General features: G+C 35.7%; 19 protein-coding genes, 1 tRNA gene and 6 pseudogenes. 10 read left to right on the top strand and 16 right to left on the bottom strand.

Annotation, left to right across the window (positions count from 1 at the left end):
- Window positions 1-231: 231 nt before the first annotated feature.
- A pseudogene (locus ACJZL1_RS06130) lies at window positions 232-1,095 on the top strand (transposase).
- On the opposite strand, the gene ACJZL1_RS06125 reads toward ACJZL1_RS06130, so the two are convergent.
- On the bottom strand, window positions 1,092-1,217 hold the full coding sequence (locus tag ACJZL1_RS06125) for a hypothetical protein (protein ID WP_419247186.1): 126 nt from the start codon (window positions 1,215-1,217) through the stop codon (window positions 1,092-1,094). The pseudogene ACJZL1_RS06130 and the gene ACJZL1_RS06125 sit on opposite strands and share 4 nt — an antisense overlap.
- Window positions 1,218-1,350: 133 nt before the next feature.
- Window positions 1,351-2,415: a 5-(carboxyamino)imidazole ribonucleotide synthase gene (locus tag ACJZL1_RS06120; RefSeq protein WP_265026084.1), complete on the bottom strand. Its 1,065-nt coding sequence runs from the start codon at window positions 2,413-2,415 to the stop codon at window positions 1,351-1,353.
- Between the two features lie 99 nt (window positions 2,416-2,514).
- Between ACJZL1_RS06120 and apaG the strand changes: the two genes are divergently transcribed.
- Window positions 2,515-2,916 (top strand): Co2+/Mg2+ efflux protein ApaG, encoded by a 402-nt coding sequence (gene apaG, locus ACJZL1_RS06115; RefSeq protein WP_419247529.1) that lies wholly within the window; start codon window positions 2,515-2,517, stop codon window positions 2,914-2,916.
- A gap of 13 nt (window positions 2,917-2,929) precedes the next feature.
- Here apaG and ACJZL1_RS06110 read toward each other — a convergent pair whose 3' ends face one another.
- Window positions 2,930-4,528, bottom strand: coding sequence for an ABC transporter permease (locus tag ACJZL1_RS06110; protein WP_265026085.1), 1,599 nt, complete (start codon window positions 4,526-4,528; stop codon window positions 2,930-2,932).
- Window positions 4,529-4,657: 129 nt separating this feature from the next.
- Here ACJZL1_RS06110 and ACJZL1_RS06105 point away from each other — a divergent pair, with 129 nt between their 5' ends.
- Window positions 4,658-5,485 (top strand): rhodanese-related sulfurtransferase, encoded by an 828-nt coding sequence (locus ACJZL1_RS06105; protein WP_265026086.1) that lies wholly within the window; start codon window positions 4,658-4,660, stop codon window positions 5,483-5,485.
- Window positions 5,486-5,632: 147 nt separating this feature from the next.
- Here the strand turns inward: ACJZL1_RS06105 and ACJZL1_RS06100 are convergent, their stop codons facing one another.
- The 7 genes from ACJZL1_RS06100 to mnmE all read right to left on the bottom strand — a co-directional run bounded on the left by ACJZL1_RS06100 (window position 5,633) and on the right by mnmE (window position 13,695).
- Window positions 5,633-6,937 (bottom strand): ankyrin repeat domain-containing protein, encoded by a 1,305-nt coding sequence (locus tag ACJZL1_RS06100; RefSeq protein ID WP_419247185.1) that lies wholly within the window; start codon window positions 6,935-6,937, stop codon window positions 5,633-5,635.
- A 138-nt stretch (window positions 6,938-7,075) separates the two neighbouring features.
- Complete coding sequence (gene topA, locus ACJZL1_RS06095; protein WP_265026088.1) at window positions 7,076-9,526, bottom strand: type I DNA topoisomerase; 2,451 nt, start codon at window positions 9,524-9,526, stop codon at window positions 7,076-7,078.
- A 348-nt stretch (window positions 9,527-9,874) separates the two neighbouring features.
- On the bottom strand, window positions 9,875-10,003 hold the full coding sequence (locus tag ACJZL1_RS06090; protein WP_419247184.1) for a hypothetical protein: 129 nt from the start codon (window positions 10,001-10,003) through the stop codon (window positions 9,875-9,877).
- Window positions 10,004-10,153: 150 nt separating this feature from the next.
- Complete coding sequence (locus tag ACJZL1_RS06085; RefSeq protein WP_419247183.1) at window positions 10,154-10,345, bottom strand: hypothetical protein; 192 nt, start codon at window positions 10,343-10,345, stop codon at window positions 10,154-10,156.
- Between the two features lie 486 nt (window positions 10,346-10,831).
- Window positions 10,832-11,848 (bottom strand): NAD(P)/FAD-dependent oxidoreductase, encoded by a 1,017-nt coding sequence (locus ACJZL1_RS06080; protein WP_265026089.1) that lies wholly within the window; start codon window positions 11,846-11,848, stop codon window positions 10,832-10,834.
- A 176-nt stretch (window positions 11,849-12,024) separates the two neighbouring features.
- A tRNA-Ser gene (locus tag ACJZL1_RS06075) sits at window positions 12,025-12,112 on the bottom strand.
- A 47-nt stretch (window positions 12,113-12,159) separates the two neighbouring features.
- The gene (gene mnmE, locus ACJZL1_RS06070) at window positions 12,160-13,695 is read right to left on the bottom strand and encodes a tRNA uridine-5-carboxymethylaminomethyl(34) synthesis GTPase MnmE (protein WP_265026090.1); all 1,536 of its coding nucleotides are present in this window, start codon (window positions 13,693-13,695) and stop codon (window positions 12,160-12,162) included.
- A 222-nt stretch (window positions 13,696-13,917) separates the two neighbouring features.
- Between mnmE and nuoI the strand changes: the two genes are divergently transcribed.
- Together nuoI and ACJZL1_RS06060 are read left to right on the top strand one after the other, a co-directional pair.
- Window positions 13,918-14,400, top strand: coding sequence for an NADH-quinone oxidoreductase subunit NuoI (nuoI, locus tag ACJZL1_RS06065; protein WP_265035700.1), 483 nt, complete (start codon window positions 13,918-13,920; stop codon window positions 14,398-14,400).
- A 6-nt stretch (window positions 14,401-14,406) separates the two neighbouring features.
- Window positions 14,407-14,598 carry a hypothetical protein gene (locus ACJZL1_RS06060; RefSeq protein ID WP_265026092.1) on the top strand — a complete coding sequence of 64 codons (192 nt, stop codon included), beginning with the start codon at window positions 14,407-14,409 and terminating at the stop codon, window positions 14,596-14,598.
- 57 nt (window positions 14,599-14,655) lie between these two features.
- Here the strand turns inward: ACJZL1_RS06060 and ACJZL1_RS06055 are convergent.
- The 3 genes and pseudogenes from ACJZL1_RS06055 to ACJZL1_RS06045 all read right to left on the bottom strand — a co-directional run bounded on the left by ACJZL1_RS06055 (window position 14,656) and on the right by ACJZL1_RS06045 (window position 16,152).
- Window positions 14,656-15,557 (bottom strand): annotated as a pseudogene (locus ACJZL1_RS06055) (IS5 family transposase).
- Window positions 15,558-15,581: 24 nt separating this feature from the next.
- The gene (locus ACJZL1_RS06050) at window positions 15,582-15,764 is read right to left on the bottom strand and encodes a hypothetical protein (RefSeq protein ID WP_419247182.1); all 183 of its coding nucleotides are present in this window, start codon (window positions 15,762-15,764) and stop codon (window positions 15,582-15,584) included.
- Window positions 15,765-15,993: 229 nt separating this feature from the next.
- Window positions 15,994-16,152 carry a hypothetical protein gene (locus ACJZL1_RS06045; RefSeq protein ID WP_265026097.1) on the bottom strand — a complete coding sequence of 53 codons (159 nt, stop codon included), beginning with the start codon at window positions 16,150-16,152 and terminating at the stop codon, window positions 15,994-15,996.
- 117 nt (window positions 16,153-16,269) lie between these two features.
- Between ACJZL1_RS06045 and ACJZL1_RS06040 the strand changes: the two genes are divergently transcribed.
- The 4 genes and pseudogenes from ACJZL1_RS06040 to ACJZL1_RS06025 all read left to right on the top strand — a co-directional run.
- Window positions 16,270-17,673: an NAD(P)H-dependent flavin oxidoreductase gene (locus ACJZL1_RS06040; protein ID WP_419247181.1), complete on the top strand. Its 1,404-nt coding sequence runs from the start codon at window positions 16,270-16,272 to the stop codon at window positions 17,671-17,673.
- Between the two features lie 40 nt (window positions 17,674-17,713).
- Window positions 17,714-17,851, top strand: coding sequence for a hypothetical protein (locus tag ACJZL1_RS06035; protein ID WP_265026099.1), 138 nt, complete (start codon window positions 17,714-17,716; stop codon window positions 17,849-17,851).
- A 116-nt stretch (window positions 17,852-17,967) separates the two neighbouring features.
- Window positions 17,968-18,696, top strand: a pseudogene (locus ACJZL1_RS06030) (transposase); the annotation flags it as partial.
- Window positions 18,697-18,765: 69 nt separating this feature from the next.
- Window positions 18,766-18,909 (top strand): annotated as a pseudogene (locus ACJZL1_RS06025) (IS110 family transposase); the annotation flags it as partial.
- Window positions 18,910-18,942: 33 nt separating this feature from the next.
- Here ACJZL1_RS06025 and ACJZL1_RS06020 read toward each other — a convergent pair.
- Window positions 18,943-19,067: pseudogene (locus ACJZL1_RS06020) on the bottom strand (IS3 family transposase); the annotation flags it as partial.
- A 367-nt stretch (window positions 19,068-19,434) separates the two neighbouring features.
- The gene (locus tag ACJZL1_RS06015) at window positions 19,435-19,986 is read right to left on the bottom strand and encodes an outer membrane beta-barrel protein (RefSeq protein WP_265034655.1); all 552 of its coding nucleotides are present in this window, start codon (window positions 19,984-19,986) and stop codon (window positions 19,435-19,437) included.
- 288 nt (window positions 19,987-20,274) lie between these two features.
- Between ACJZL1_RS06015 and ACJZL1_RS06010 the strand changes: the two are divergent.
- Window positions 20,275-21,178 (top strand): annotated as a pseudogene (locus ACJZL1_RS06010) (transposase).
- 70 nt (window positions 21,179-21,248) lie between these two features.
- On the opposite strand, the gene ACJZL1_RS06005 reads toward ACJZL1_RS06010, so the two are convergent.
- On the bottom strand, window positions 21,249-22,229 hold the full coding sequence (locus tag ACJZL1_RS06005; RefSeq protein WP_419247180.1) for an SGNH/GDSL hydrolase family protein: 981 nt from the start codon (window positions 22,227-22,229) through the stop codon (window positions 21,249-21,251).
- Window positions 22,230-22,353 lie beyond the last annotated feature (124 nt).

Genomic DNA, 22,353 nt, shown 5'->3' with positions numbered 1-22,353 from the left:
GGAGTGTCTGCTTCTGTCATCCTATGATAGGATCCAGTCTAAAAAAAAAGACCTGGATTGTATCTTAAAAAAAGTCAAAAGACTATGATAAGCAAAGGAGTGATACTGTGTCTGGGTAAAAACCGTTGCTGGCTTAAAGCAAAATGTAGTACGAACGGTAGGTGGATCTAAAAGATCGAATTACAATCCTGTATACAACATTTGCATTGATTATATTTATAGGTAAAAAAAATGGCTAGAATAAATTTTATGGGAGTAGATGTTTCCAAGGGAACATTGAATTAATGGCAAGCATAAGCGCATAGCAAACATGAATGATGCTATATCTGGGTTTATAGAAACAAATATAGTCGATTTACCCATCAAGTTATGTGTAAACCGGCGGCTATGAAAAGCTCATTGTAAAATTGTTGCAAGATAACTGTCCATAAAGCTCACCCGAATCGGGTATATGCATTTGCCAAAGCTTGCAATCACTTCGCAAAAACTGACAAATTGGATGCTAAATTACTGGAGAAATACGCTGAATTTATCAGTAAAAACGGTGAAGTAAAAGGATGTACAAAAGCAAGAAGAATTAAAGGAGCTAGGAGCAGTTGAGCGTAATTTAAATCATGCAAATAAGTGTCGTCTGCAAAATGCAACGGGAAAAGCTAGAGAATATATAGAAAGACAAATAGAGTTTGCTGAAAAACAATTGAAGGAAATTAGGCAAGACATAGAAGACGTGATAGCTGAATTGAAAGGAAAAAATGAGCTTTTAATCAGCTATAAAGGTATTGGGTCAAAGACGGCGAGCGTTCTACTGACAGAGGTTTGGTAGATTAGAGAATAGAGAAATTGCATGCTTGGTTGGAGTTGCACCTAAAACTAGCGAAAGTGGAAGAAAAGTTGGCAAAGCTCAAATCAAAGGAGATGCAAGGAAAGCACTATACATGTCAGCTCTTGTTGCTATGCGCCACAACAGAAAAATGAAAGCAGCGTTTGATTGATTCTGGCAAAGCTGCTAAGGTTGCATTAGTTGCTGTCATGAGAAAAATTATCGTTTGTTTAAATGCCATGATAAAAAATAACAATTTTTATCTTGACTCTTAAGACGGTAGATTCCAGTGTCTGGGCACTGGGATGACGGGAGAAGGAGACACTGCCATCATAAAGTGAAATGAGATCCCGCTAACACGTAGCGGGATGACGGGAAAAGAGGTACTGGGAGACATCCTTCCTGGTGTGCTTAAATAACAATGTTTGTACAAGTTGTGTGTCACGCGCTAGAATGACATCGTTTACTATGTAACATCTCATCATATCACAATGTTCGTACAGTTGTGGCGGTATGACGTAGAAAAACTGTTAACTTAAATCTATATTGACATGTCCCATTTTACGCTTATCTCTAACCTCTTTTTTCCCATATATGGTTAAACTAGCTTTTTCGTTGCTCAAATACTTATGAGAATCATATATATCATTACCTATTATATTTTTTGTCATACAAGGAAAGCGTAATACTACTTCCTGCATAGGTAGCCCGCATATTATCCTAACCAGCTGTTCAAACTGACTAACGTTACATGCATCCAAGCTCCAGTGGCAAGAATTGTGAGGTCTTGGAGCTAGTTCATTAACTAACAATTCGTTATCCTTAGTAATAAAAAATTCAATAGCCAGAATTCCTATTACATCAAGCGCATTTGCTATTTTCTTTGCAGCTCGTTGTACCTCTTGAGTTAATTTACTATCTATTTTAGCTGGCACTGTTGAAGTATCAAGTATTCCATCAACGTGGTAATTTTCTGCTATAGGAAAAAAAGCTACTTTACCGTTTTTATCTCTTGCAACGACTATTGAAACCTCTTTCAGTAAATCAACACTTGCTTCAAGAATGTACTCTGTATTCCAATCAAAGGAAGCAAATTGCTTCACTTCAGAATCATTCTCAAGCACATATTGCCCTTTTCCATCATAACCCATTTCTGTTGTTTTCAGCCTTGTTGGATAGCCAAAAGCTCTACTGCTTTTCAGTAGCTCATTATAATTTTGTATACTTTTGTATTCAGCAGTTTTTATACTCAAGCTTCTAATGAAATCTTTCTCTCTAAGCCTATTTTGCGCAATGTGTAACGCTTTTTTACCCGGATAAAAATTTACATCGATATCAATTGCACTACATGGAATATTTTCAGACTCAATAGTGACCAAATCCACACTCTGTGCAAAAGATTCAAGCGCTTTCTTATCAGAGAAATCTGCTATTGTGAAATCATCAGCAACAGAGCAAGCCGGATCGTCTTTAGCACTGGCAAAGACATGTGTTTTTTGTCCAAGTTTTGTTGCAGCGATAGCAGTCATTTTACCTAATTGTCCACCACCTATTATTCCTATTACTTTTTTGCTCAGCGCATCTGGTTCATTCATACTATAAATTGATATTTCCTAATTAAAGTATACTTGAAAAATCTATGAAAAAAGTATATAATTAAAATACCATCTTTTTATCATGAATATTCTATAATGATTCTAGAATACACACTAACTACCAACTTTGTTGAAGTTAAAGTTTTACCAATTTACATTGAAGAGCAATCCATTCCTTATGAAAATTGCTATGTATGGATGTATAACGTTAAGATAAAAAACAAAAGCCAATCAACTATTCAATTGTTAAGTCGTCATTGGCAAATAATAGATTATAAGGGAAAAGTAAATGAAATTGCCGGAGTTGGTGTTATCGGAGAACAACCTGTGATAAAATCTGGAGAGGTATTCAAATACACAAGTGGAGCATACTTAAATGCACCGTCAGGAATAATGCAGGGTAAGTATGAATTTCTGAATGAAGAAAGCATAAAAATTTTTGAGGTTATGATACCACCCTTTTCTTTGGATAGTCCATACGTCAACACTAGACCCCATTAACTATCAAAATAGTTTATTTTTTATCCTTATCATCAAGTGTAAATAAGGTTATTGTAGAGATTAAGCCTATTATAACTATTATTAACGAAAATGGGGCAGCTTCTCTATAGCGCTCATCGCTTACAAGTTCATATATTCTGGTTGATATAGTTTCAAAATTAAATGGTCTTATAATGAGTGTTGCTGTTAGCTCCTTGATAGTATCCATAAATACAAGTAAAAACCCTGATAATATACTCTTCTTGATGAGAGGGATATGAACATTCAGACATGTGGAAATAGGCCCATGACCCATAGTATATGCAGTCCACTCGATTTCATTTGGTGTTTTTTTGAGCCCTGATTCTACTGCCTTGAAAGATATAGCAAAAAAACGAAATAAATATGAGTAAACTAATGCGCCAATAGTTCCTACTAAGCTAATTTCCACAATATATTGAGTAATGAAAGAGGATATTCTGCTTAAAAATATTATTATACTAATTGCGATAATTGCATTTGGAATCGCATAGCCCAGGGAAATGAGACGCGCTATATTGTTGATTACCTTATTTTTACGCGCCGTATATCCAATCATTATTGCAATGCTAATTGAGATTAATGCGGTGATAAATGATAAACTAACGCTATTTGCTATTATGTTATAAAATCTTGCTTCGTATATGAAAAACCCCTTCTCTATGCTCCAATATATGAGCGGAATCATTGGCAAAATAAAACCTATTAATATCGGCAATACACACATAAGATAAGCAAAGATCAACGGTATAGCGCCACTTATACTCCGTTTATTGTGATAATCTGAATTGGTATTGATTGAAGAGTAGGATATTCCTTTTTTTTGTAGTTTTTTTTCGATAGCTATTAGTGTTGCAACGAAAATCAATTCTGCAACTGCTAAAACAGTAGTTGAATATTTGTCATGCAGTAAAAACCAGGTGCGATATATTCCTGTCGTGAAAGTATCAATAGCAAGAAACTGTGGTGTGCCGAAATCCGTAATTACTTCCATTAGTACCAAGGATAACCCAGCTATAATTGATGGGCGTATGGAGGGTATAATGACAAAAAGTAAGCTCCTTAATGAGGAAAAACCAAGTGTTGATGCAATAGTGACTGAGTTACTAACATTCTTTAGACTTGAGCGGACTAACATATAAACGTATGGATATAGGCTAAATCCCATCACTAATATTCCACCACCTAGAGATTTTATTTCAGGAAACCAATAGTCACCTTTGCTCCAATCTAAAATGTCTCTTAATGAGCTTTGCACCGGACCTGAAAACTCTAGCGTATTTACATAGACGAACGCTACTATATATCCAGGAATCGATATCGGAAAGAATAAAGCAATCTCAAAAATTTTACTTCCAGGGAATGAAAAAAATGTGGTGAGCCAAGCTGGAATTACTCCAAATACAAAAGATATTCCCCCCACTCCTATCATCAAAATTAACGTACTCAGTATATATTCAGGAAAAAGTGTGCTGATTACCCATCCGGAATTCGCTGTATCTGTAAATAGAATTGATATTAATGATAATATTGGGCAGATAAATAATATACTTACTAGAAATAGGAATATATTTTTAAATACTCTTAAAAACATTAATTTGAATCTATATTTAATATTAAAATGTTATATGTAAAAACTGAAGATATCCAGTAATTAACAGCCGATCTATTGAATATCTTGATAATCTCATATATTATATTTTAAGTTTATAGATTAGTAACCATGAGCTTCATCATTGCAACTTTCTATCATTTTGTAGAACTTTCTAATTATTATGACATGAAAGACGAAATAAAAACTGCATGCGACAACGTTGAATTAAAGGGCACTATACTCCTTGCAGAAGAGGGTGTTAATGCAACAATATCTGGTAAAAGAAACGCGATTGATGAAATATTTGATTTTCTACATTCTGATTATAGGCTGAAAGATCTTACATGGAAAGAGAGTGCAGCAAAATATCAACCATTTAGCAAGATGAAGGTAAAATTAAAAAGAGAGATTGTGAATCTTGGTGTAAGCAATCTTGATATTTCCCTTAAGGGTAAATATGTTGATCCAGAGCATTGGGATGATTTTACTTCTCAACCTGACGTTTTAGTAATAGATACACGAAATGAGTATGAAGTGAAATTAGGCAAGTTTAAAAATGCAATTAATCCACATACACAATGTTTCCGTGAGTTTCCTCAGTGGGCAGAGTCATTTTCTGAGAGTAAAGACCTGAAAGTGGCTATGTACTGCACTGGTGGAATTAGATGTGAAAAATCAACAGCATATATGAAAAGTCTTGGATTTAACGATGTGTACCACCTGAAAGGCGGCATTCTTTCTTACCTTGAAAAAACTTATAATAAAAATGGTAATTGGAAAGGTGAGTGTTTTGTTTTTGATGATAGAATTGCTGTTGATAACTCACTTACTCCAAGCAACACAATAAAATGCATACTCTGCTCAAATCAAGTTTCAACGGACAAGCTGAAGTCAATTCCACGCGGCCAGGTGGTTTGTTCTGATTGTAAACTTCAGTGTTATAGCTATAATAAATAAGATCTCTCTACGTCATACCGCCGCGGCGCTAACAAGTAGCGGAATGACGAATTTTTGTTTTTCAAATTATAGGTAAACCTAAGTCACTTTAGCTATAGCAAATTAAATAACCTGAAGTACATCTATTGACTGATACATCAATCCATGTTACTTTCCACAAAAAACAGAAGGGGGCGTTGAAAGACAGCTAACCATAACATCAGAAAGGCATCTAGCTGGTGGATTTTCAAATAAACCTATTATTTTTTTATTTTCAGTAAAAGAAGATGGTTTTCTACCATTATTATTCTTTATATTAGCTTTGGCTCCTGCCTTCAGAAGAAATTCAACCATATCAGCATTATTAGCAGAAGCGGCATAATGTAATGCAGTTCTACCCAGATTATCCTGGATATTAATGTCAGCACCATTTTCCAAAAGAAGTTTTACTATATTAGTCATACCTCTTAAGGAAGCCATGTGTAATATGGCTTCCTTATTATCGTTTTTAGCATTAACATCAGCACCATCATTAAGACACCGTAACACCTGATTATCATTACCCTCAATAACCGACTCAATAATTTGTTTATTTCTAAGTAAAGTAATTATTTCCTTATTGTCAGTAAAGGAAAGTGATGTTCTATCAAAATCATCTTTCGCATTAGCTTTGGCTCCTGCCTCCAGAAGAAATTTAATCATACCAACATTATTAGCAAAAGTAGCATAATATAATGCAGTTTTACCCAGATTACCCTGGGTATTGATTTTAGCACCTTTCTTTAAAAGAATTTCTACTATAGCACGGTAACCATAATAAGAAGCATAGTGTAATACAGTTTCACCTTGATTATCCCGGATATTTATTTTAGCACCTCTCTCTAAAAGAAGTTTTACTATATTAGCCATACCTTTTAAGGAAGCAATGTGTAATGGGGTTTGATTATTATTGTTTTGAGCATTAATATTAACACCATCATTAAGACATTGTAACACCTGATAGTAATCACCATACTCAGTAAATCGCATTAACTTTAGAAAGCTTATTGCCTCATTAATACCTCTTTTTTCATTACCCAGTAACTCATAATAATATTCATTGAAGCATTCCCATAATTTATCCTGTATTGTTTGTCTTATTTCCTCATCTATACAAAGATTTTTTATAGGCCTTTTGGTACATGGATCTGTTGCGTTATCCCCTTCTTTTTTCCACCGCTTAAAAATCTCATGGTACTCAAACACATTTTGCGACTCTGAATCATCATCATATATTATTCTAACAGGCTCCAATATTAGTTCTCCTGTTATCGGGCAAAGCAGACCACTTTCTTCAAAGCAATTATTACCTTTTTCAACCGCCTTCTCAATATACTTACCTATTAAACGCTCATAGTCTGCTAGCCCATCATTATTTTCACGATATTTCTCAAAAATTTTGTATAAATCATAATGTTCAATATTATTTAACATAATTTTATTCCGTAAATTATAAAAATGCTAATGTATGTACTAAAAATAGAACTTACAAGTATTTTTTTCAATTATAAGATACAATACCTCAACTTATTTTATTTATAAAAAAGTTATAAATATATACCTTTTAAGTATTTACTTCTTGCCCTTAATCAACTCTAAAGCCTTCTTCAAATCTATGCTTTCAATATCTGCACTCTTGCCCAAAGCAACGTTTGTTTTACCGCATTTTATATAGAATCCGTACCTACCGTTGCAGATGAAAACTTCTTTTCCCTTTTCATTAACCCCGAGAGACTTTAGTTCTTTGCGTGGACTGTTTGCAATAATTTGTACAGCTTCGCTCAATTCTGTATTCAGCACCTCTTTGGAGCTTTTCTTAAGAGAAAAGTATTTACCATCATAGAAAATATAGTATCCAAATCGCCCAAGGCCTATTTTTACTTCCTTTCCGGTTTCAGGGTGTTCTCCGATTACTTTTGGCAAGGAAAGTAACTGAGTAGCGGTGCTCAGATCAATCTCATTAACATTTATATCTTTTGGTATAGAAACCGCTTTTTTCTTTTCTGACTCATTATTAAACTGCAGGTAAAGCCCAAAAGGACCTTTTTTAATTACTACCTCTTGTCCTGTTATATCATCTACACCTAAACTTTTTGGATATTCTGAATTGTCGTTACTACCTGTAATTTCTTTTGTATGGTTGCATTCAGGATAGTTAGAACATCCAAGAAATACCCCCGCGCGCCCGAAGTTCAATTTCAATATGCCATCAGAGCAAATAGGACATTTCGTATTCACCTCTTTTCTTCCTTCTTCTGAACAAAACCAATCGACTACCAAATCGTGAATGCCGCTGAAAACTTCATCATGCGTCATTTGCTTGACAAAGTTTACATGACCAAAAAATGGCACCCAAAAGTGGCCTAATTCTTTTTTCCAATCTGCATGTCCATTTGAGATTAAATCAAGCTTTTCTTCCATTTGTGCTGTGAAATCATACTCTATACAACGCTGAAAAAAGGTTTCTAAAAATATAGTAACGATTTTACCACGACTGCTTGGAATAAACCTTTTGCTATCCAATGAAACGTACTCACGATCTTGTAATACCGAAATAATTGTTGCATAAGTTGATGGGCGGCCTATACCGATTTCTTCCATTTTTTTTACGATACTTGCTTCACTATAACGAGGTGGCGGTTGAGTAAAGTGCTGTTTTGGCTCAACTGAAATCAGCTTACACGCTTCCCCTTCTTTCATGACAGGTAGCAGGCCTTCATTTTCGGCTTCTATGTTATCTTGGTAGACTCTATAAAAACCATCAAAGAATATACTTGATCCACTTGCTCGCAGAATTACTTTCTGGTCAGTAGAACTAATTTCAACTACCACTTGATCAAGGATCGCCGATTCCATCTGACTTGCAATGGTTCTTTTCCAGATTAAATCGTACAATTTAAATTGCTCTGGCGTTAAGTAATCCTTAATACTACCCGGCGTTCTGTTGATATCAGTTGGACGAATTGCTTCATGTGCTTCTTGAGCATTTTTGACCTTTTTTACATATTTACGAGGAGACTGCGGTAAATATTTATCACCATATAATGACTTAATTGACCCTCTAATTGAGTTTATAGCCTCATCTGCAATATGAAACCCATCTGTACGCATGTAAGTTATCAACCCTACAGTTTCACCACCAATATCGATACCTTCATATAAATTTTGCGCTATGCGCATAACACTTTTCACATTAAAATACAGTTTATTCACTGCATCTTGCTGAAGACTTGAAGTAATAAATGGAGGAAGCGGGTTTCTCTTAACTTGCTTGCGTTCTACTGTGCTTACAGCATACTGCCTTGACTCAATCTCCCTGACTAAGTTCTTTGCCTCTTCTTCATTCTTAATATCAAATTTTTCTAGCTTTTTATTGTCATAGTGGCTTAGCATAGCAAAAAAAGCCTCATCTTTGCTATTTTGCATTTCTGCCTTTATGCTCCAATACTCCTGTGTTATAAACTTACTGATTTCATCTTCTCGTTCGCATATAAGCTTTAATGCAACAGACTGCACGCGTCCTGCAGACTTGCTCCCCGACAATTTCGTCCATAACAGCGGTGATAAGCTAAATCCAACTAGATAATCCAAAGCTCTGCGTGTTTGCTGTGCACGCACTAAATCCATATTTATTTCACGTGGATTTTTTATAGCCTCTTGTACTGCTCTTTTTGTTATCTCATTAAAGACTACTCTATAAATGTTGTTTTCATTACTGATTGCTTTCTTTTCTTTTAATGTCTCTATCACATGCCAAGCCATTGCTTCCCCTTCTCTGTCTGGGTCTGTTGCAAGATATATATCTGATGTTTTGCTTGCGGCTTTTACTAACTCTTTTATATACTTTTCTGCTTTTTCAATGGTTTCATACTTTATAGCAAAATCATTATCCGGATCGACAGAACCGTTTTTTGCTGGAAGATCCCTCACATGTCCAAAGGATGCAGCTACTTTGAACTCTTTACCCAAATATTTACCTATTGTCTTTGCTTTCGCAGGTGATTCAACTATTAATAATGCCATGTTGTTAATTATTTTAGTACTTAAAGATAATATGTTGAGAAATATACGATGAAAAGTAAAAAAATATTTTAATAGGTCTTGTGAATTTTACAAAGTAGATTATTCATGGATTCTAGAAAACCCTTGGACGTTGCTATTTTCAAGTGACTTTGAAGGCTCATTTATGTAAACATTCTACCCAGTATTTCAGCAACTGTCAATTTTGCTAACAAATTACGTGAAAATTTATAGAAAACACTGAACTCTGTAGCATTACAAAAAATCCAATTATTTTCTTGCATTACTCTCTGTCATCCTGCTACTCCTTTCTTGTCATCCCGCCGCGAACCGTCATACCGCCGCGGTATCTCAGCCGCTAACAAGAGATCCCGCTAACACGTAGCGGGATGACGAGCTTATCGTCATGCCGCCGCGAACCGTCATACCACCACGAACCGTCATACCGCGATTCATTCGCGGTATCTCAGCCGCTAACACGTAGCGGGATACTTAACCGTCATGTCGCCGCGAACCGTCATACCGTCACGGTATCTCTTAGCATAGATCCCGCTAACTAGTAGCGGGATGACGAATTACTTGACCGTCATACCACCGCGAACCGTCATACCGCGATTCATTCGCGGTATCTCAGCCGCTAACAAGAGATCCCGCTAACACGTAGCGGGATGACGAGCTTATCGTCATGCCGTCGCGAACCGTCATGCCGCCGCGAACCGTCATACCGCGATTCATTCGCGGTATCTCAGCCGCTAACACGTAGCGGGATGACGAGGTTATCGTCATGCTGCCACGAACCATCATACCGCCGCGAACCGTCATACCGCCGCGGTATCTCTAGATCCCGCTAACAAGTAGCGGGATGACGGTTGTCGTTTAGCCACAAACATTAAGAAATTTACCAAATGAAAAAAAAGGCAAAAGAAGCCCCGATTAATATCTATTTTAGAACATTGGCGTTTTTTAAGTCTTAAACACTGCAATTTAGCTGCTTTTAAATGCAACTCACCTTAGTTTGAATGTTTAAGAAATTTACTAAGCAGAAAAAAAGGCAAAAGATATCCCGTATTAGCTAGTTGTCACTCTCTAATCCTGCAAATTGGCGTGCTATACTGTCTTAAACGCTTTATAAGCGCGTTTCAGCTTATATAGGTAAAAACCCAGAAATGTTGTGAAGACGTAGGGTGCGCATAGTGCAAAAAATTAAAAATAAGACGCCAATTACGTAATACTGTTGTCGTTTAATCTGCACAGATTGAAGATAAATGAATACCTTCAGTACCATGATAAGGGGGCTGGCGAAGGGTGTCAAGCAAGTTTTTCTTTCCCGTGAATTCCTTTTGAAGTCGAGTATTGAAAATTGACTGGAGAGTTGTGGATTACTTTGTATATGTCATAACAAGCCATGGCACTCTCAGCAAAACCACTTAATATTAACTTTAGTTTGCCTGAATAAGTAGCTATATCTCCGATTGCATATATCCTATCTCTACTGGTTTTTAAGGTAGTCGGATCAACAACTATGCGGCTATGTTCTAACTCTATACCCCAATTGTTTATTGGACCAAGATTCATTGACAATCCAAAAAATGGCAGCAAAAAATCAGCGGATATTTCTTTTTCTTCCTTAGAGGCAATGTTTTTTACTATCACTGCGCTCAACTGCCCATTACCTCCTGCTAGTTCGTGTAATTGATATGGCACTACCAGTTCTATCTTTCCATCATTTTCAAGTGATTCTAATTTATTTCTAGTTTCAGGAGTGCAGCGAAATTCCTTTCTTCTATGTATCACATAAATTTTCTTTGCAACTTTAGAAAGTTCTACAGTCCAATCAGCTGCAGAATCACCCCCCCCTGCAATGACTATAGTTTTGTCCTGAAAATCAGAAATTTTATTTACACTGTAAAATACAGATTTATTTTCATATTCTAATATACCACTTAAGGGTGGACGGTTAGGTTCAAACATTCCGTTACCTGCAGCAACAATAACAGCCTTACATTTTACCTCTGTGCCTGTATTAGTTATGATAATAAAGCTTTGATCGCAGTTATTCGAAATCTTTTCTACTTTTTGACTTAAATGGTAAATAGGCTTAAATGGCGAAGCTTGCTCCATTAGCTGCTCAATTAATTTTTGGGCAGTAATTACAGGATAACCAGGTATATCGTATATTGGCTTTTCTGGGTAAAGAGCAGTGCATTGTCCTCCTGCTTGATCCAAAACATCTATTATATGACATCCCATATCAAGCATTCCCGCTTGAAAAGCAGTGAATATTCCAACAGGCCCTGCACCTATTATTACTATATCGGTTTTCATATTCAGATGGTAATCTATTTATAGATATTAGCTTTCTTCGCTAATAAGGTCAATTTACAAAGGGATGTATTTTTAAAAATGTGGCTAGATCAGATAAGATTTCCAGCGTTACGAACCACATAGTCCAAATAAGCTCTAAAAATCAGCTAACATAGTGGGATGCTAAAAGTAGCGTGCGGACGGAATGGGATTCGAACCCATGGTACGCTCATCACGTACGTCAGTTTTCAAGACTGGTGCCTTAAACCGCTCGGCCATCCGTCCATTTCTTTTCTATCACAACATTTGATTTTAAGCAATCTATAAAAGCTTTACTTGCCCACGCAGAAGTTGCTAAATATACTGTCCAATATTTCCTCAACATCAATAATTCCAATCACCGCACCAAGTTCAAATGCAGCAAGCCTCAAATCTTCAGATATTAATTCAATTGGATTATCGATATTAAAACGTTGTAAATGTTCCAGTGCTTTCTGCATGTGACTCCTATGTCTTTGCCGAGTAATCACAGGAGTGTCTCTATCATGCCCAAATTTTTCCTCTGCCTTCTCTTTTATGAGAGAGATCAACTTGTTTGTACCCATTCCCTTTAGAATAGAAATGGGTAAAAGATCTATGCCATTAATTTTTATATTGTGATTATTGATAACATCGTCAGCTTTGCTCAGAACATAAATGGTGTCATTTTGGTCTGATGTCATGCAAGTAGCTGACACTGGAATCCAGCTTATCTCATCATGAACATTGTTTTCAGCACATGTTTCTAGAATCCATTGTCTATTGCATAATTTGCAAGTATTTTTATATCTGGATCCCAGTGTCACGCACTGGGATGACACCGTTTGTTGATTACAATATTTGCATAGTTGTGTGTCAACGACAGATGGTATATTGCCTGCGGCTTGATAGTTGACATCGTGTCGTTGTTCAAAAGGAAATAGTTCTATTCTTAAATCAGCTTCAAAAGACCTCTTTTTCGCTCGACTTATACCTTCTGATTCTATTGGATCTGAACTCTCACGAATTCCAGCAGTATCAGAGAGAATGATTGGGTATCCGCCAATGTCAATATGAGCTTCAAGTATATCTCTTGTTGTGCCTGCATATTCAGAAACAATAGCAATATCACGCTTGGCTAAGAAATTAAACAGAGTTGATTTACCGACATTTGGTTCACCAGTTATTACAATATGTAAACCCTCACGCAACCTTTCGCCCCGTCTATTATCATTTAAATGCTCTTGTATCAACTGCACGAGAGATTGCACTTCATTATTAATTTTTTCCAATTCACTTTTTTCTGCCCAAATGTCCTCTGGAAAGTCTATATATGCTTCGATTTTGGATTGTATCGTTATTAATCTTTGCCTCCAATTGCTGTATAGTCTCTCCAATTCTCCTGATATCTGCTTAATCGCTTGTTTAGCTTGCATTTTCGTCTCAGCATCAATTAAGTCTGCAATCCCTTCTATTTGCGTTAAGTCAAATTTACCATTTAGAAAAGCCCTAAGTGAGAATTCTCCTGGTCTGGCCATAACAAAAATTTTCGATAATTCCTCCGAGATGATTTTTATGACTGCCTTGCTTCCATGCACTTGTAACTCTATAACGTCCTCGCCAGTGAAACTGTTTGGAGCAGGGAAATAGATGATTATTCCATTATCTATCAATTGATTGGAATCATCATATAGATCAACTAAAGTAGCAAATCTTGGTTTAATTTCTTTCTTAATATGAAAATGATTTAAAGCTTTAAGCGCGTAGTTGCCTGAAATTCTAATTACTGCAACTCCTGACTTACCAAATACGGTCGATAAAGCGAAAATAGTTTCATTTGTGTTTGTCATTATTTATATAAACTACTTAGCAATATTACACTTAAGAAACCAAAATACCTAATTTGAAAATATTCAAAATTTTTATCTATCTTGCTAGTTTATATTTATGCAGTACTATCATACTAGTGAATGTATTATATAGAAAAGCTGTAAAAGTCACCCAGGTGAAAATATTTATTTTGAAAACTGATAATATGATTTATAATGACTGACACAAGTTTTAAATATTTTATGCTCAAGAAATTAGCTTGGTATTGGTCTTTTGTAGAGTTAATTAAAGGGTTTGCTATTACATTGAAATATATGTTCAAACCAAAGGTTACGTTGAGATATCCTATGGAGAAGGGTCCTCTAAGTCCAAGGTTTCGTGGTGAGCATGCGTTGCGTAGGTATTCAAACGGTGAAGAACGATGCATAGCTTGTAAATTATGCGAAGTTATCTGCCCTGCTCAAGCAATAGTGATTGAAGCAGAGGAAAGAGAAGACGGTAGTCGCCGTACCACGCGCTATGATATTGATATGACAAAATGCATATACTGCGGACTTTGCCAAGAGGCATGTCCAGTTGATGCAATTGTGGAGGGTCCTAACTTTGAATTTGCTACTGAAACAAGAGAGGAGCTAATGTACAATAAAGAAAAGTTATTGCATAATGGTGAAGTTTGGGAAGACGCAATTGCACTCAGGTTAAAAAAGAATAGACCTTGTTATTAACTAGGTATGTCAACAATTAAAATTTCTTACAGCAAGTATGTAATAGATCTCTTGTACAACTGTGATTTAAGTGAAAGACTAACAGCCTACCTTTTGGCAGCACATGACGCTGGAATCTGGAAAAAAGGACCAGTGTCAAGCACACAATTGTGCGAACGTTTTAACCTGAATGTGCAGCAAATGGTGTCATCCAAGTAGCTGACACTGGGATGGCTTTGTTGCATAGCACCTTGTATTGGATAGATCAGGAAAAACTTATGTAGCCATTTCAAACTTAGGCACGCCTATTTCGATAAATTTATTCAGCAAATAACACTTGAGTAGCAGTTCCTTCCCACGATTAATTTCAGATTTGTTCCGAAAATTAAACCCGAATGTTTGTTTCAGTCGCGAGAAAAAACTTTCTACATAAGATCTTTTTCCGTAGTTTGTTTGCCTTTTCCACCTCTTCATTCCATCTTCGCTGTATGACTTTATTAGTCTAATTGCAGCATTTCTCTCTGCCATACTTTGGATGCTCTGCTGCATCGTTTTTTGGAGGAATTTTTGTCTTTATGCCGCATTCATCATACAATTTATAGAGTTTATGTCTGTCATATGCTCTGTCTGCATATAGTGCTTTTATGGCATGAACTTCTTTAAGCAAATCGCAAGCTCCATAGTGATCAGACCGTTACTGTATTTTGCAGCTATGGCTTTTTTGCTGTTTATATTCAACATTACGTGTAGTTTCTTTACTTGTTCATAGCTGCGATACTTTCTATTTTCGCTATTTTCCTTGCTGTGGCCAGGTTATAAATGCTGATGCTTGTGCTATCTATGGCAATTTCGATATCTTCCATATTATTTTTATCAACTCTGCAATCATTGATCTTAATATTAAGTTTCTTTTGATGCTTGTGAATAGCTGCAAATTTTTTCCTATTTGTTCAATGTATCCCTCTAAAAATCCCACTCAAACCTATTCTGAATAGATGGGTTGTTATATGTATCAAAATCACCACTTTATCACTATAAATATAGTTGCCGCCCTGCATTTTTGGCCCAATTTCATACCAATTTTCGATAGCTTCATCGATGTAACGAAAAATATTTCCCCTTTTTTCAAGGAATTTGTTATATTCGTTTTGGTTACTGACTTTCATTTTCTGTGGCATATTTTTTCTTCAAAGGTTAAATGGCTATTTTATAATGAATTTTGTCAGTAGCCACCAGATTTTTTCAGTTGCTATGCAACAAAGCCCACTGGGATCCAGCTTCTGTATCAAAAACGTTTGTTTTAGCATAAAACAGCTACCTTTAGTCATCAGCTCAGTATGCTTACTTATAATCAAAATCCTGGATTCCAGTGGGCTTTGTTGCATCGCTACCTATGAAAGGCTAACATAGTTAGGATTGTAAGCAACCTATAGAAAATCTTGTTTTTTTGCAATCAATCTGATCAAATTTAAGAATAGTAATTTGTTATTTGTATTAATAAATTTAATTCTATTGAAAATAGCTAAAGCATTGAAATTCTTGAATTTTAGCCGGATTAGTGAGTGGTAGTGAAATTTCTTTTACTCAAATTTAGGTATTTACTGACCGTTCTTGTTATAAATACCAGAATAATAAGCTACTGATATTCTCTATCTTTTTTATCTTTAATCCATCATAGCTAGCGATGCAACAAAGCCATTCCAGTGTCAAGCACTGGAATGACAAGAAGAGGCTACTTGGATGACACCCTTCCCTAGCGGAAATTGCTCTCAAACTACAACAGCGTGGATAGGATAGTAGCTATAGAAGCTTTAATGATACAAGAAAAAATAAACAGCTATTATTTTTTTCGTAATTAAGTAAAATAGAGTGAAAGATTAAGAGGAAGCTTTGAAAAATAAGATAAAAAAGATAGTAGTTTCAGGAAAGGAAGTGTGGCCAATCATCGAGGGTGGCAAAGGCATTGCAATCAGTGATGGAAGGTCAAGTGGAGCATTTGCTGCAGCAGATGCTGTGGGTACGTTTTCTGGTGCAAATGCTAAGCTTATTGATGATAATGGCGAGTTAGTGCCATTAATTTACAAAGGCAAAACAAGAAATGAAAAACACAGTGAATTGATAGAGTATAGTATTGAAGCTGGGATTAGTCAGGCAAGAATAGCAAATGAAATATCAAAAGGCCGTGGAAGAGTACATATGAATGTGCTTTGGGAGATGGGGGCAGCAGAACGCGTGCTTCATGGCATATTGGAAAGAGCAAAAGGCTTAGTTCATGGTATTACCTGCGGTGCTGGTATGCCTTATAGGCTTGGAGAAATTGCAGCTAAATATCAGGTTTATTATTACCCTATTATCTCATCGGTACGCGCTTTTAAAGCATTATGGAAACGTGCTTACCAAAAAATATCTTCTTATTGGCTAGGTGGAGTAGTTTATGAGGATCCATGGCTTGCTGGTGGTCACAATGGACTGAGTAACAGTGAAGACCCAGAGCTACCACAGGCTCCATTTAAAAGAGTTGCAGAGCTTAGATCTTTTATGAACGAGATCGGTCTTTCAGAAACACCAATTGTTATGGCAGGAGGAGTGTGGCATTTGAAAGATTGGGAGCATTGGTTTGATAATTTGCAAATTGGACCAATAGCTTTTCAGTTTGGCACTCGTCCACTTTTGACGAAAGAAAGCCCAATTTCTGCAGAGTGGAAAAAGAAGCTACTCACTTTAGAAGAAGGTGACGTATTTTTAAATAAATTCAGTCCAACAGGGTTTTACTCATCTGCAGTAGAAAATAACTTCATACGTGAGTTGCAGGAACGGAATTCACGTCAAATAAAGTTTTCAGAAAATGCCAGCAAGGAATTCAATAGTGAATTTGCAATGGGTAGCAGAGGTAGGAAGATTTACCTTACTGCAAAAGACAAAGAACTGGCAAATACATGGACTAAAGCAGGGTACACAGAAGCAATGAAAACCCCAGATTCAACTGTTATTTTTGTGACGCCAGACAAATTTGCAGAGATAAGACAAGATCAAATCAATTGCATGGGATGTTTGAGCCATTGCCTGTTTAGCAATTGGAAAGATCATGGCGACCATTCAACAGGGCAAAAACCAGATCCACGGAGTTTTTGTATACAAAAGACACTGCAAAACATTATACATGACAGCGATATTGAAAATGAACTCATGTTTTCCGGACATAATGTATATAAATTCAAGCAAGATCCGTTTTATGAGAATGGCTATGTACCGACAGTAAAAGAACTGGTAGAAAGGATATTGACTGGGTATTGAGTCAGCAGTGGCCTGAAAAGTCCATTTTTCACTTTATAAAATGTTTATATTTTACCACCTACTGACCTTACCCAGAAGGTATGAATTAGGTATTGCTTGGTTGGAAGCAAGAGAAGATAATCACTTTTCAGAGTGGATAGGTGGCAGGTTGGCACTTTTTCTGAGTGTTCTTGTATAAAGTATATGAAAGAAGACCTCGTTACTCAGATTCTGCCACCGGTGAGGCTCACAAAATGTGATGACCTCGTATAGGAGTTTGGACCAACCAGTACTCTGATATATTGAAATGTGCAATTGGAGGAAAAATATGCGTCACATAGGCATTATACTAATAGTTTTACTGTTTGTTACTTGCAAGAAGGAAAATCGGAGTATATTCAAACGTTTCGCTTAAAAGACTTAAATAATTTTATCAGAAATCTTCAAGAAACAGATGAAATAGCTAACAGGCAATAGCTGTTTTTTTTATGACGCAGTGTCACCTTATGTTAAGAGCGTGGTCTCCTGGACAGTTTGAAGTTGTTCGTTGCTCTGTGAACAAAACGGACAAGCAAGATGCGCGAGCTATTGCTTTTTTTCTAAGCAAAGGTATGTTGCCTGAAGCAAAGCAAACAATGCAAGCAGTTAGCTTCTCTTCTTCAAACAAGAGACCAGTTACGGGTATCTTTAATCAATAAAATGCATGGTCTTTTTAATTACCATGGGATAAAAATTAAAAAGGAAGCACTTACAACTAAGGTGGGTGCTATTGGAAAGTATACTTGGGATCCTTTAGAAAAGGTTGAAATTGAAGTAATTAGCTATCATTTGGAAGCTATTCGGGAAATCTTAAAAAACTTGAGAGGGAAATTATAGCTTTTGCCAAACAGCTTCCTGAACCTTATCAGCATAAAAGGAATTGGCCCAATTTCTGCAGCTATTTTTATTGCAACAATTGGAGACATTAATGATTTTCATAGGCCTGAGAAACTTACTGCATATTTTGGAATTGTGCCACGAGTTTCTCAATCTAATCAACAGTGCACGATCGGAACAAACGTGATATTCTTTAGTGCAGTGTACTTGAGTTGCTATACGCTTATCTGAACAGCTTATGTAAAAAAAAAGCGTGGTTCTGCTAAGGCTATTATTGCTACTGCCAGGAAATTTCTTACAACTATTTTCTATACTCTTAAAAATGATTGGGTTTTTAAAGATTTCACAAAATTTGAATTTTTTATTGGACAACAATCATAGGAGAAAAAGTAGAGAGAAAGTTAAGAAAATTTTTTACAAAAAGAACGATGAATCAAAATGTTCAGGAATGCAATAATTAATAGCAGAATGCCTACGCTATTTATTGTAAAAATTTCTATGTATTCAAATATGGCAGTTCTAGCTTGTTGAACGGAGTGCTTAGGTATACCAATCACATAAGCAACTTAAAGATCACCTTTACAACTTTGTTATATTATGCAAAAAGACTCAAAACTCTCAAAACCTTATGAATTTATATGTAACCAGTGGACACAAGCATCCTGTATTATTTATACTAAATCCATACCATCACGCTTTGGACCTAGTTCTTTATTCATTCTCACAATCCGTGAACGGTTACAAATACTGGAGTTTACCCTTCTTCTTGTTATTTTTCTAATCTATAGTTAGCGTTCAAAACCATATTCGAAAAGTATCTCATATATTTCCAGATTTTTTTAATGATGTTTATTTCATCCTCAACATTGTCTCTACCTTTATGAACTAAATTACAATTTAGCAGCATTAAAAATTATAACGTATTCCTACCTCCAGAGTTGCATCTGGTATTTGTAATGCTTTTATACCGCTTAGTTGTCCACCTGCAGTAATACCAACTGCACCAACTATCTGTGGAGTAATTTCATAATCAACACCAACCTTCAGTTTGTAGGAAATAGAACCCAGTATTTTATCTACTACCTCACCTTCACCAAAGCTAAAAGGCATTACTTGTAGGTATCCTCCTAAGCCTCCACTGACATATAGCTTAACGGGATCAATATCAAGGTCAGGATAATAACGATAATTTGCCAATAAGCTAGCCCCTATTTTCCTTTTTTCTTTATCAGCTATATCACTTATGTCAGTGAGAACCTCAAGTTCAAACTTAGAGTTTTTGTCATAATGATAACCAAAAACAACGCTAGGTTTTATTTTTAAGCCGCCACCCCATCCGGCACCAAAGTTTAAACCTGCATAGTACTGATCTTCTGACTTACTTGCACTATTACTAGCTGCACCTGCTAAAGATGAAGTAAGCAACACAGCCAAAACGCACAATCTCTTTATTTTCATATAACTCCTCATACAAAAAAATATATAATGCATAAGTATATATGCTTTGTATTAAAAAAGATATAACTACATGTCAAAAAAAAGTATACCCACAAAGTAAAGGATGTGCTACTCGGATGTATCCGTTCAGCCAATGGCGTCAACTTAAGGGAAAATATCAGTGATTGTGTATAAAACTTCTCTCTAAATTTTTTACCATTAAATTACCCAAAAGCTGCAATAAACAGCACTTTTGTTTCTGTTTTATTTCAACAAAGAAGTCTAAAATATGTCCTTTTTAGGTGAAACATGCAAAAAGGAAAAAATCTTATTCTACAAATTAAAAATATAATATACTCGAAAGCTTTTCAGAGAATCCATTGTGTTGAGTTTTACACGAACAAGAAAACTTCCTTTTACGACAGTATTTTCTATGATTTTAAAGTTAATTAAGAAAAGTTTAGGAAATAGAATGTGAGCTCATTAAGTTCCACCCTCAAAGCAAGCTTTTTCTAAAGCAAGATATAAATACAGGTCTTAAAGAATTTAAGCATCCAAACAGCCTATTGAGCAAACGTTAGCAGAAACCTGAAGTCGTTACTCAAATGCGTTCATTAAATCAAATTATTTATCTACGACCGTCTTCATTAAAATTTATTCAGCAGCATTATGAATTGAAAGTAGACTTTATTTTTCGCTTGCAAAAAAGAAATTATAGCAAGCTATGGTTCATCTGGTGAATTAGATTTTGTGCTAGAAAATAAAACGAAAAGCCAAAAAGTAAGAGTAATAGTGCTTACATTAGCCAATGGGGAAACAGAGTTTTTGACCGAGACTTTGGAGCAAAGCTTATGTGTTAAGGTGGCATATAGAAGAGTGCTATAAACGACTCAAAATAGGTGCAGAGTTAGAGAATTTTTCTGGCGTAAATTTAGAGGCTGTATTACAAGAATTTTGGGCAAACTTAGTCATGTGTAATATATTGTCGCTTCATATCACAAGGGCCTTGGAATCCAGATAAAATTGCTGATAAATTTTTCAGTTTTATTTGGTGTAATGAGGCAGAAACTCTATCAGGTACTTATTGCGCCAAAAAACTTTCAAGCCCTTTTTGATAGAGCAAGTATACGCGCTAAAGTTAAAATCCGACCAGGACAGCCGCAATAAGGTAGATAAGCCCAAACGCCATCATGTCTTTAGGAGAGTTTGCTAATGAAAGTTCTTAAGTTGACGCCATTGAGTGAACGGTTACTATTTAAAAGGATATGTTCAAAAAAACTGTGTCAAATCAACTCATACATTTCATTACCAACTTCATGATGAAGTTCTGCAGTTGGATGGAAATAATCAAAAAAGAAGTAATCCTTTAGTGTTTCTTTGCTACACTCAGGGTTATAGTGAACGTCAAGTTCCCCTTTAAATATCAACTTTAAGAGTATTTTTATATTTTCTTTAAATCTCCCAATTTGGTCTGCAATGTTCGATGTGCATGCATCTTGACAATTTAAACCTTTGCTCTTGTATTCGCCAAGCATACTTTTCATTTTAGAGTTAAGATCAAATGCTTTTATTTCAAGATCTGTACTTTTCTTCATATAATCTAAGCCATTAGCCAATTTTGCATTGAAACTCTCTATGAGCTTTGTAGCTAGTTCCCTTGCTTCTTCATCTCTATTAAAAGCTGGTATTAAGCCAACTTCAGGTGCGTTTGCAACAACTACATGCTTAACACCATGTTCATTTAGAACCTTAAGTGCATTACATATTTCACTCACTGCTTGTTCCAATACTTCTTCCGCTTTAGTATCGTCATAAGCAGTGGCAATCATAACATCATTTCCGCCGATTATGATGCAAAATAAATCTTCTTTACCTATATCTGGATGATGTTTAATTACCGCATCTAGCTGGTTAGCTAAACGAAATTTATTGAAGAAATAAGAAAAAATAGGGTCAAAAATTTCAGATGCTGTTGCACATGAAACTGCATAGTTTTGACCTTGCTGTTCGTGGCATCTACCAAAAAATGAATAACTCCACCCAGGTTTAAATTCGTCTAAATCTAAATATTTTGCTACATATTCAACAGCAGTAGGGCCATCGCTAAAAGATCCTCCTTGATAAAAAGGGTCACCAAACTTTACGCTTTTTGCAAAGGATAAATTATTTAAAATTCCAATGATTGCACCATTATCGGATAAACTATCACCCAGAACATAAAAATTTCTATACTTTGAATTAAAATCTTCATTTTTATTTGTCATAATATTTACCGTAGATTAGCATGTTGTTTCATTAGATTCATAAAAAAAGAAAAATAGCGGTGCAACTTTTTTACAACCCCCATTTTAAACTTTATTGTGTATTTCCTTCATATCATACCTTTTT

Source organism: Wolbachia endosymbiont of Rhagoletis indifferens (assembly GCF_048537595.1).
Classification (GTDB): Bacteria; Pseudomonadota; Alphaproteobacteria; order Rickettsiales; family Anaplasmataceae; genus Wolbachia.
Note: the sequence above shows the minus strand (reverse complement) of the source record. Positions and strands in the feature narration are given on the sequence as shown.

Coding starts and splice junctions, on each gene's coding strand:
- ACJZL1_RS06125 (WP_419247186.1), bottom strand. CDS start 1,217: ATGTCTCCCAGTACCTCTTTTCCCGTCATCCCGCTACGTGTTAGCGGG.
- ACJZL1_RS06120 (WP_265026084.1), bottom strand. CDS start 2,415: ATGAATGAACCAGATGCGCTGAGCAAAAAAGTAATAGGAATAATAGGT.
- ACJZL1_RS06110 (WP_265026085.1), bottom strand. CDS start 4,528: ATGTTTTTAAGAGTATTTAAAAATATATTCCTATTTCTAGTAAGTATA.
- ACJZL1_RS06105 (WP_265026086.1), top strand. CDS start 4,658: ATGAGCTTCATCATTGCAACTTTCTATCATTTTGTAGAACTTTCTAAT.
- ACJZL1_RS06100 (WP_419247185.1), bottom strand. CDS start 6,937: ATGTTAAATAATATTGAACATTATGATTTATACAAAATTTTTGAGAAA.
- topA (WP_265026088.1), bottom strand. CDS start 9,526: ATGGCATTATTAATAGTTGAATCACCTGCGAAAGCAAAGACAATAGGT.
- ACJZL1_RS06085 (WP_419247183.1), bottom strand. CDS start 10,345: ATGACGGTTCGCGGCGGTATGATGGTTCGTGGCAGCATGACGATAACC.
- ACJZL1_RS06080 (WP_265026089.1), bottom strand. CDS start 11,848: ATGAAAACCGATATAGTAATAATAGGTGCAGGGCCTGTTGGAATATTC.
- mnmE (WP_265026090.1), bottom strand. CDS start 13,695: ATGACAAACACAAATGAAACTATTTTCGCTTTATCGACCGTATTTGGT.
- nuoI (WP_265035700.1), top strand. CDS start 13,918: ATGCTCAAGAAATTAGCTTGGTATTGGTCTTTTGTAGAGTTAATTAAA.
- ACJZL1_RS06060 (WP_265026092.1), top strand. CDS start 14,407: ATGTCAACAATTAAAATTTCTTACAGCAAGTATGTAATAGATCTCTTG.
- ACJZL1_RS06050 (WP_419247182.1), bottom strand. CDS start 15,764: ATGCAACAAAGCCCACTGGAATCCAGGATTTTGATTATAAGTAAGCAT.
- ACJZL1_RS06035 (WP_265026099.1), top strand. CDS start 17,714: ATGTTTATATTTTACCACCTACTGACCTTACCCAGAAGGTATGAATTA.
- ACJZL1_RS06015 (WP_265034655.1), bottom strand. CDS start 19,986: ATGAAAATAAAGAGATTGTGCGTTTTGGCTGTGTTGCTTACTTCATCT.
- ACJZL1_RS06005 (WP_419247180.1), bottom strand. CDS start 22,229: ATGACAAATAAAAATGAAGATTTTAATTCAAAGTATAGAAATTTTTAT.